Below are 9,935 nucleotides of genomic sequence, written 5' to 3'. Positions count from 1 at the left end.
GTATCTACAGTACGAAATACCTCTATTGATTACTTAAAGATGTGGCAGGAGGAGAAGGACCGGCTGGTCAATTTAGACGATCTCACGACCCAAGAAGCTGAGAGCGGCCAGTCGATGGATGAGACGCTTATCTTTCAGAAAAAAATGGAACTCTTGAAAAAAGTTTGGCCTAAGTTGGATGCTGAGACGAGAATGGTCCTTGAAGGGAAATACATTCTGGGGTATGATAATGAAAAGATCAGTCAGCTGTTGGGATGCCGCCCTTCCAGCGTGCGGATGAGGCTGACACGGGCCAGACGAAAGGCCTTGGAGTTGATGCGGAAGGAGGGAAAAGGATATGACAGACCATGAACGGTTGAGGGAACAATATGAGGACGCCCTGTTTGCCCTTTTGATGGAAGGTGTGGCGGAATCGGAAGGCGAAGAGGCCCTGCGGCTGAATGAGGAGCTGAAGAAAGATCCGAACGCCGAGGTGCCGAAGGATGTGCAGAAGCGCTGTGAGAAGACGATCCGTTCTGCTTTTGCTCAAAAGCAGCTCCGGGCCACCGGGCGGACTGCTGCCCGATGGCTTACAAAAGTGGCTGTGGTCGCAGTTTTGGGAGGACTCATGTTCACGGCAGCCTTTGCCCTTTCAGAGGATGTGAGAGTTGCCACACTAAATGCGCTGATTCAAGTGATGGACGATCGGACACAAATTACTTTTAATGACCAGCTTGGTCAAGAAAATCAAAGTGCTACTAATGTAAATCCTGATCCGCAGTATAGCAACAGTATTGAATTGGAAGGGCTACCGGAAGGATTTCAATTGGAAAGTAGTGAAAGTAACGATATGCGTGAACGTATCACATATGCAAATTCGGTTGGTGCTCTAATCGAAGTAACTGTTACGCCTTATGAATCGGGCTTGACATATAATTTTGATACGGAGGACAGTGCGCAATCGACAGTTACTGTACAAGGCCATCCAGCCACGCTGTACACTGCAAGTGAAGATATGATACGATTAAGGTACACAAACCAAAATATGCCGGATATTTGGAGCGATCAGACATTACTTTGGATAGATGAAGAAAATCAAATCATTATCAAAATCTTTGCCAATAATCTCACAGAAAATGAATTGCTTAGACTGGCGGATGGATTTTATTTATCTAAATAATTTTGTTGCATATTAGCAAGCTGTAAGTCTCCTTTTTATGAGTAATCGCTCAATGATAAAAGGAGGATGAATTAACTATGCTAAAACGCACAATTCTTAACACTGTAGGATCGACAGCACTTTTAGTATGTATATCTTTAGGCGCTGTTGTTCCAGCTTATGCTTTTGAAGGAACAAATCAAATTGTTTCTGAAGTTAAGACAGAGCAATGTCAAAAAAATGATTCCTTGGTTGTTCCCCGGTATGATGCAGTTCTAGAGATGAGTACAAAGCTAAGTATTAATGCTTCCGGGTATGCAAGTTGTGGAGGGACCGCAGATGTTCGGAATGGATACACATGCAATGCTACCTTAGCATTACAGAGGAAATCAGGTAACTCGTGGACAACTGTAGAAGATTGGAATTCTAGTGGACGAACAAACAGTTTTAGTGAAGGATGGTATGTCAATAGCGGATATGACTATCGATTAAAGCTATCTGTGGATGTGTATTCTTCTAGTGGCTCTTTTATTGAGTCTCAAACTACATACTCTGTTATTGTGTCTCATTAAAATATTTCTAGTAATTTAGTAAAATGAAGGTATATTCTATGCAGATTTGCAATATGAATTCTTGGTTTAATCCTCGTACAGATTTGGAACCGCTGATGGCTCGTGTATTTGAGAAAATCAGTCGAGATTCTGAACCATCACTACAAAACCAAGAGAAATTAGAAGAACTCTAAATAGACTCTCAAAAGGATCGGTGCTAGTTTATGCCAGCGCCGATCCTTTTTATCTCAAAAACCTCGTTGCACTTTTACAGCTTTCTTGTCTTATTAACATAGAACTCTGTAGAAAGAAGGCTGTGCGCTTATGAGTGTCTATCCCAAACCACAAGTAGTGCTTGTTGCGTTCTATAATCGGAAAGCCCTGGGGGTCCGCTATCTGGAAGCCGCCTTGGAGCACGCAGGCTATCAAGTAACAACCGTATTCTATAAAGACTTCAACAGCGTCCACCCACACCCTACCACCCAACGGGAAGTAGAGCTGTTTCTTCAGGTGGTCCGTGAGAAGCAGCCGGTGTTTGTTGGCTTATCTGTGATGAGTTCCATGTACTTGGATACCGTCTACCAACTCATGGACGGGCTTCAACAGGCGAAAATTGCCCCTGTGGTATGCGGCGGAGCTTACGCTACCATGTTTCCAGAAAAACTGCTGGAGCGGGGGGCTGACTTTGTGATCCGCTCCGACGGTGAGCATGCCATCTGCCGTCTTGCGGATGCCCTGCACCTGGGTTATGACTGGAAGACTATCCCGTCACTGTGCTGGAGCGAGGACGGAGTGGTCCGACAGAATGAAATCGGGGATGTGCTCAACGATGTGGACGGCTACGGCATTCCTGTGGTCAACAGCGTAGGGGCCTGCTTCATTGACCACGATGCGATTACCTGGGGCGATCCCCAGCTGAATACCCGCAGCTATGAGGTAATTGCCTCCAGAGGATGTCCCTTTACCTGTTCCTATTGCTGCTGCGTCAATCTACGGCGCCTGCTTCCAAAAGGCGTTCATGGAGTACGTACCCGTTCGGTTAAAAGTGTAATTGATGAATTGATTGAAGCCAAGAAACACTGCAAAAAAATCGTGTTTGTTCACTTTTACGACGAGATTTTTCCCAATCTCCCCGGCTGGGTAGACGAATTTGTAGAAGAGTACGACAAGCATATCCACCTTCCATTCACGATTTGGTCACATCCCAAGATGGTGGAGCTGGATATGCTGAAAAAACTGAAGCGGGTGGGCCTCACAGAAGTCATTATGGGTATTCAATCAGGCTCGGAGCGGATACGCCGGGATGTTTTTCATCGGTATGAAACTCAGGAGGATATTTTAAACGCAATCTCAGCCATCCAGGAGGCAGGCGTATTCTGGGGCAGCTTTGACTTGATGCTCCAACACCCCTTTGAAACCATTGAAGATTTGAAAGAATCCTATTATTTAGTTCAAAAGTTCCCAGGACGGTACGAGCTCCAGCTCCATGGACTTAATTTTCTCCCAGGTACTGATATTGTGGATATGGCTATTCAGCAGGGATATTATACTCCGGCGGAGCTGGACAAGATCATGTATGCCCCCATGGAGGAACAGTTCGGCACATATTGGAAGCGGGAAGTATCTCAGGAAAGTCAGCTGTGGTATGAGATGATCTACTGCTGGCAGTTTGCTTGTTTTCGGAAGAGACTCCGCCGGTGGGAGTGCAGTCCAGAAAGCTATGTACGAGAAATTCACCAAATATATAGCAGAGCAAAGCAACTGGCCCTGTTTCGTTATCTGTGGAAAAAAGGAGTGAGTCTTTATGAGCTAGAATATTTGAAGATAGGTAGAAAATAAAGAGAATATTTGGAAGGAGACTAATCATGAAAAAGTTACTTAGTACAGTTCTCGCTCTTGCCTGTGTCAGCTCCATGGCTGTTACATCGTTTGCTGCTACAGCTCCTACTAACGTATCGGACTCTTCGGATTCAGTAAGCGATTATGTTATGCCAAGAGAGCGCTTATACTATATTAAGGACATCAGCTGTGGCTCTGCATCTTGGAAACCACAGGCCCCCATTGAGATGAAGGAAGGATATGGTCTCAAAGTCCAGTTCTGGCACAATAATACTACCGATTATCCAGCAGAGTTGGTTGTTAAAAATCTTGCTACCGGGCAGGAAAAATCCACCGTAATTCCCGCGCACACGAAGGATCACCCCCCAATTGAATTTTTTGTTTCGTCCGAAGATTGTACATTTGATGTCACAATTCAGAATCCCGATGGTAATGAAGTAGGCGGCGAATTTGCCGCAGCCCAGTACCAGATTTAATGTAAGCACCTACCAGTCTGCAATCAAATCAAAAGGCGCGCTACAGGAAAGGAGCCTGTAGCGCGCCTTTTGGTGTATATTTAGTCATAATAATTTGGAGGCATTAATACTGTAAAATTTTTCGTACTATTGGAACAAAAGATATAATTATAGTAAATATAAGAGAAATAGCAGTTGTGAAACCTATGCGATAGCCAATAAATAGGGGGATCGGCATAGAACTTCCAATGATCAGAGTGACAACATCTAGCACCAGCACATGGACCCAATACACGCCATATGCACGTTTAGACAGCCAGGACAGGACAGACCGTTCTGCGGATGTATGCGTCGAATATTCAGAAAACAAAGCCTTTACAAAGAGGTAAATAGAAGCAGCAATGAAATATTGAAAAATGGCAGTTCCACTTTCAAACGGAAGCGGAATTTCCTCACTGGATGATGTGGATAGGTTGCCATATAAGCAAGCGACGTAGCTTGCAAGGCCCAATATGTATACACTATATCGTCCCCCTTTTTTCATATCCCAATTTCCCAGGAGATATCCAAGCAGGAAGTAACCAACTCGTGCCTGAAGCTCGCCTAAACTGAACAAATTGAAAAAACCAATCTCTATTGGCAAGTGCGGTGCAACAAGAGGGAGAATAGCCGTCGGAAACAAAATAATACAGATCAGGAAGAATAACTGTGCTTGAGTACATCCATCTACCAGGCGCTTTAAAAATGGGCAGAAAATATAGATGGCCAACATAGTGTAGACAAACCACATGTGGTAACTGATTCCTTGGTTCAGTAAAGCTTCAATAAAATCTTTGAAGTTAATTTCAACATGAAAAATCTGGGTACGAGCCCAAAAGTATATGATATTCCATGCAAAAAGTGGGACAAGCAGTTTCGGAATATTGTGTTTATAGAATTTGCAGAGATCCTTTGTGCCGGTACGGCTAAGCAATAAGTACCCGCTGATCATAAAGAACAGCGGAACCCCAGTTCGATTGAGAGGATCTAAAAGCATACATAGGTACCAAGAAGGAAGCTGGTAGAAATCCGGATTTACTAAAACTGGTGCATTGCTATGAAGTATGATGACTAAGAAGATTGCCAGACAGCGGAGAAAATCCAAATATAAAACGCGTTCTTTCACAGAGAGGCCCCCTAATGCAATTTAACTATAAGACCCCGAAACCAAAGAAATGCAACAGCTTTTTTGCTGTAAAAGGAGAACCGGATTTGGCAATGCCAAATCCGGTTCTCCTTTTCAAACTAACTATATGCGTATCTTCAGAGTCTGAAAATCATACTTTTGACGCAGCTTATAGTGTTTGCAAATCTTATCTCTTTGATGTCTTCTAGATAGAATCAGCTCGTACATAAGTAGTGCAAAATAAGCGTCTTCATATCGATCCAGCAAATATTGATGGCGTGTCAAATATTCCAGCTCCTTAAAATCAACTCTATATAAAAGGACGCAGGAACAATGAAAGCGCAACAGGAATTAGTTAAAAAAGTAAATACTATGTTTCACAAAAGTGCGCACTGAGTCACCTTTACAGATATATGCATCACTACAGGCTATAGCTCCATTGGAGATGCTGCTCTTATAGGGGTGACAAACAAATATTGGAAGTGGGCCGCAAAAGAAATAGCTGAATTTAAACCTTAATTATGACAGACAGTACTTTGCGATAAAGCCAAGAAACCTGTTGCGTTTTTTGGGGATTTCTGTCTTATGAAATGAAAAGGAAAGGAGGAGATTTTTATGGCTTGATTCGTGTAGTACCATTTAAAACTCAGTAGATACGCCAAACAGTTGTTCGTCAAGTATACCAAAATTTCGTATCATGAATGGAGGATCATTATGAGAAAAACTTCTAAATTCGTTACTGCAACAGTGGCAGTCGTCATGTTTGCAATGAGTAGTATGCCCGTTTTTGCCGTAGCAAATGACGTAAAAGTAAAGCTTCCAGCAAATCAGCTGTGGTCTGTAGGATACAGTGATGATCACAATCCCAAATATAGCACTATTGCTGCGAAATGCAATGCAGTTTATCCAGATTCAGGGGAAGATACATTTACGCAAATTCAGTTTTCCGCAGATTACTTAGATGGCTCCTCTTGGGTAACCGTTACAACAACCCCGTATGAGACTCTCACAGAAGGTAAAGGTTATGAAACCATGCATCTGAGGGATGGTTATCTGGATATTCAGGATGTCTGGTTTAAGTTTAGAGGCAATGCCTCACATTCTGCGAATGCGGTTGTGTCGTATGATGGCTCCTACGCTCGGTGAATAAATTTCATATGACAGATAGATAAGAAATGAGAGGAGAACGGCAATGTATGGAAAGGCAGTACGCACTCAAATTAAATTCTTGATAGGTCAGAAATCATTTGCCTTAGTATTTTCGGTTCTGATGGTCGTGATGCTACGCAATTTCATCGAAAATGTACTGACCTTCCGGGGATATGATGTGATTTCCTTGTACCATCCCATGAAAATGCTTGCATTGAGCTTCAATAAGACCGTTTATAATGCAGAGAGCGCTATTGTTCTTATACAGGTCGTCCCTCTCTTATTATGCTTGCCGGCGGCCTTATCTCTGGCCAAGGAACAACGCACTGGCCAGTCTGTTTTAATGTCCGCCCGACTGGGCCGAAAGGTCTATCTCTGGTCCAGGGTAATCTCTGTCTTTGTAGTAACCACGATTGTATTCTCTCTGCCTTTCTTGTTAGAAATCGTCTTGAACTGTGTCTCTTTCCCTCTGAATGCAACGGGTGATTTCTACAATTACAATGCATATGAAGAAGAGCTTCTGGCCAGTGAGGCGCTATATCAACTACCGTGGCTATACCAGTTTTCACCCTATTTATATGCGGTGGTATGTACTGTGTTCTTCGGAGTGTTTTTTGGAATTTGGGCTGCGGCTACTACCACTTTGTCAGCCTTAGTAAAAGTGCGATTTCAGGTGCTATTGCTCTTGCCATCTTTTTTACTACTCCAGCTAACGCTCTACACGGGAGAAAGTGGAACCACAAACTGGTACAACTATGTCTTTTTTTTCAATGACATTAACCGAAATACCACGTTTTTTGTTGTTCTTATGGGCATCCTAGTTACCTTTGTCCTGATAGGAACTACTGTTGCATCCCGGAAGGATGAACTACAATGAGGCGGTGGATCTGGATCTTGCCGGCTTCATTTCTCTTTGGAGTATGGTTGTCTGTTACCTTTGTTAATCCCTATGATTCTTCGCTTACCTTGTCCTATCTAGTGTTTCAGTTGGGCGGAGCTCGAGGAGATATCCTTCTAGAATTCAATATGTTAGACCTGTTGGAATTCTCCCTTCGCCTAGTTCCAAACCTAGTATTTCAAGCCTATGCTGGTACCGCCTTCTACCGTCATTACTGCACTGCAAGCGTGTACATTTTTTCCCGAATTCCCAAGCGTCTAATTTGGTACAAACGAGAGAGTGTAATCCTAGCGCTCAAAACCTTATTGTATCAGGGGCTTATTTGGGCCGTCGCTGTGGTTACGGCAATAGTTCGATGGCCGCTCACACCAGACAGATTTGGCGTATGGCTATTACTGTTCTACTGGCTCATCTGGAGTCTCTGGACTTATGCCTTTACATTGGGAATAAATCTGGTAGCAATTTATTTGGGTAGCAGTAGCGGCTTTGTCCTTCTAGCTAGTCTCCAGGCAGTATGTATCAGTTTACTTATTACCCTTCAGGCCTTCGAGTCCAATAAAGGCCTGCTGGCTATCCTTCAGCGAGCTAATCCCATCACCTGCCTAATTCTGTGCTGGCAAACTAGCAAGCTGTTTGACGGGAGTGGGGAACTGTATCTGGAGGACTCTTTACTGTTGGTATTAGTGCTGGCTACAACTGTTACAGTAGCAGGCGGTCTAATTGTCCAACGCCATGATCTATTAATCTCTGATACAGATGGAGGATGAGTAAGATGAAACTGGTTGCAGAAAAAGTCTGCAAGACTATTCGAGACGCTGAAATCCTTCGGGATATAAATCTGGAATTGGAGGAAGGTACTATCTATGGTTTTATAGGGCGGAATGGCAGCGGGAAAACCATGTTGTTTCGGGCGCTGTCCGGACTGATGGGGCTGACTTCTGGTACGGTTTCTCTGGATGGAAAGCAACTCCATCGAGACTTTGCCGTCTTGCCTAGTTTGGGTATTGTCTTAGAACATATTGGTCTGTACCCTAATCTCACCGGTGTTGAGAACCTGCTGTACTTGGCTCAGCTTACCAGAAAAGTAGGTAAAGCCGAAATTCGTAATGCAATCCTTCGGGTAGGTTTAAATCCGGATGATCGACGTACCTATCGGAAATATTCTCTAGGTATGAAACAACGGCTGGCTATTGCCCAAGCGGTGATGGAGGGGCCCAATGTGATTATGCTGGATGAGCCTACCAACGGCTTAGACGACGATGGTGTAAAAAAGATTCGGAATCTGATTTTGGAAGAAAAGCAGCGAGGAGCTCTTATTCTATTGGCAAGCCACAATCAGGACGATATCCAGATTCTATCTGACAAGTTATTCCGCATCGACTCTGGTCGGCTGGAGGAATTGGCATGAAGAAATTGCTTTACTGCATATTTGTGTTGTTTTTGACAATAGGTTTCGGGGTCTTCGGCTGGATCAACCGTCAGAGCTACACCAATATTACTGACCAGCCAGGTTATCTTAATCAGTTCGCTGTAGCAGAAAGTTCAGAGCAACGATGCATTGATAGTTGCCAAGAAATGAAAAAAACACTGCCAAACGCCCCCGTCATCGCTCGGGTCACCCCCATATCTGATATAGAACCACAATTTGGCATCTATCTGATCCCACTTCAAGTTATAGAAGTATACGCTGGAGATGTTATTTCTGTGGGGGAGGAAATCTGGATGGGCCGTCAACATAAAGGTCTGATTGTAGAACGTGAAGGCGGTCGATATGCCGAGTTTGGTTTTGTAAACATACCCCAACAGGGCCGGGAATACCTGGTTTTTCTTTCTAACCGAGTGATTGCCGATGGAGATCGAACAATCTGTTTCTTACAAGAATCTGACACAGCTACCCCTGTACCTATGTTTTGTTACGATGACATTCCAAATGTAATCGTAACCCCCGATGGAGTAAGTACCTACGTACCCTATTCTGAGGTATCCTCCAATGAGTTCTTCGTAACGACCCAAGTCGGATTGGACGCAATGTTGGAGTTGAAGGAAAGTTTATTAAAAAGTTATCCCCGCTAACCATGAATGTTGCTGTTATTGTTGAATAAAATAACCGCTCCCAATGTGTAACCTATAACTTCCTCCCGTTTTGTGCAAGTACAAGGAACAGAGCTGTGGGCAGAGTATAAATCTATCTGTTCACTGCTCTGTTTAATTTTTCACAGTCTGTCTCATGTAATAATATCGGAATATCAATTCGATACCCCCAATGCCGTCGAGTTGTCTCATCCTTTAGCACATTAATAATTCCAACTCCAAGTTAACGGCTTCTTTCATCTATCCTCAAAACAGTATATCTCAAGAGAAATAGATAACAAAAAGAATTGCCAGACAATGAAGGAAATCTAATTACACAATGACTTCTTTCACAAAAGGACCTCCTACATGCGTTTTTATCTATAAGACTCCATAATCGAAGAAATACAACAGCTTTTTTGCTGTAAAAGGAGAACCGGATTTGGCATTGCCAAATCCGGTTCTCCTTTTCAAACTAACTATATGCGTATCTTCAGAGTCTAAAAATCATACTTTTGACGCAGCTTATAGTGTTTGCAAATCTTATCTCTTTGATGTCTTCTAGATATAATCAGCTCGTACATAAGTAGTGCAAAATAAGCGTCTTCATATCGATCCAGCAAATATTGATGGCGTGTCAAATATTCCAGCTCCTTAAAATCAACTCTAT

11 protein-coding genes are annotated in these 9,935 nt (G+C 43.2%); 10 read left to right on the top strand and 1 reads right to left on the bottom strand.

The features are described 5' to 3' along the window. From H6B31_RS15515 to H6B31_RS15495, 5 genes are all read left to right on the top strand, one after another. Positions 1 to 351: RNA polymerase sigma factor (locus H6B31_RS15515; RefSeq protein ID WP_204899332.1), on the top strand; the 351-nt coding region annotated here is incomplete at its 5' end. Next, positions 338 to 1,159, top strand: a complete 822-nt coding sequence (locus tag H6B31_RS15510) for a DUF4367 domain-containing protein (protein WP_204899331.1) — start codon at positions 338 to 340, stop codon at positions 1,157 to 1,159. The genes H6B31_RS15515 and H6B31_RS15510, both read left to right, overlap by 14 nt. 77 nt (positions 1,160 to 1,236) lie before the next feature. After that, the gene (locus H6B31_RS15505; RefSeq protein ID WP_204899330.1) at positions 1,237 to 1,710 is read left to right on the top strand and encodes a hypothetical protein; all 474 of its coding nucleotides are present in this window, start codon (positions 1,237 to 1,239) and stop codon (positions 1,708 to 1,710) included. Between the two features lie 303 nt (positions 1,711 to 2,013). Continuing rightward, the gene (locus H6B31_RS15500) at positions 2,014 to 3,528 is read left to right on the top strand and encodes a B12-binding domain-containing radical SAM protein (protein WP_204899329.1); all 1,515 of its coding nucleotides are present in this window, start codon (positions 2,014 to 2,016) and stop codon (positions 3,526 to 3,528) included. 26 nt (positions 3,529 to 3,554) lie between these two features. Beyond that, on the top strand, positions 3,555 to 4,004 hold the full coding sequence (locus H6B31_RS15495; RefSeq protein ID WP_204899328.1) for a hypothetical protein: 450 nt from the start codon (positions 3,555 to 3,557) through the stop codon (positions 4,002 to 4,004). 103 nt (positions 4,005 to 4,107) lie between these two features. Here the strand turns inward: H6B31_RS15495 and H6B31_RS15490 are convergent, their stop codons facing one another. Beyond that, on the bottom strand, positions 4,108 to 5,148 hold the full coding sequence (locus tag H6B31_RS15490; RefSeq protein ID WP_204899327.1) for an acyltransferase family protein: 1,041 nt from the start codon (positions 5,146 to 5,148) through the stop codon (positions 4,108 to 4,110). 714 nt (positions 5,149 to 5,862) lie between these two features. On the opposite strand from H6B31_RS15490, the gene H6B31_RS15485 reads away from it, so the two are divergent. The 5 genes from H6B31_RS15485 to H6B31_RS15465 all read left to right on the top strand — a co-directional run bounded on the left by H6B31_RS15485 (position 5,863) and on the right by H6B31_RS15465 (position 9,268). Then, positions 5,863 to 6,294, top strand: coding sequence for a hypothetical protein (locus H6B31_RS15485; RefSeq protein ID WP_204899326.1), 432 nt, complete (start codon positions 5,863 to 5,865; stop codon positions 6,292 to 6,294). 46 nt (positions 6,295 to 6,340) lie between these two features. Continuing rightward, the gene (locus H6B31_RS15480) at positions 6,341 to 7,174 is read left to right on the top strand and encodes a hypothetical protein (protein WP_204899325.1); all 834 of its coding nucleotides are present in this window, start codon (positions 6,341 to 6,343) and stop codon (positions 7,172 to 7,174) included. Positions 7,175 to 7,323: 149 nt separating this feature from the next. Then, positions 7,324 to 7,962, top strand: a complete 639-nt coding sequence (locus tag H6B31_RS15475; protein ID WP_204899324.1) for a hypothetical protein — start codon at positions 7,324 to 7,326, stop codon at positions 7,960 to 7,962. A 5-nt stretch (positions 7,963 to 7,967) separates the two neighbouring features. Beyond that, on the top strand, positions 7,968 to 8,603 hold the full coding sequence (locus H6B31_RS15470) for an ABC transporter ATP-binding protein (RefSeq protein ID WP_243419097.1): 636 nt from the start codon (positions 7,968 to 7,970) through the stop codon (positions 8,601 to 8,603). Continuing rightward, entirely contained in the window at positions 8,600 to 9,268 is a 669-nt protein-coding gene (locus H6B31_RS15465; protein ID WP_204899322.1) for a hypothetical protein, read from the top strand. Before H6B31_RS15470 ends, H6B31_RS15465 begins: the two co-directional genes overlap by 4 nt. The last annotated feature ends 667 nt before the right edge of the window (positions 9,269 to 9,935 follow it).

Origin of the sequence: Pseudoflavonifractor capillosus, assembly GCF_016899775.1 — a bacterium.
Lineage (GTDB): Bacteria > Bacillota > Clostridia > Oscillospirales > Oscillospiraceae > Lawsonibacter.
The sequence above is the reverse complement of the archived record's forward strand: the minus strand, read 5'-3'. Positions and strand labels throughout refer to the sequence as shown.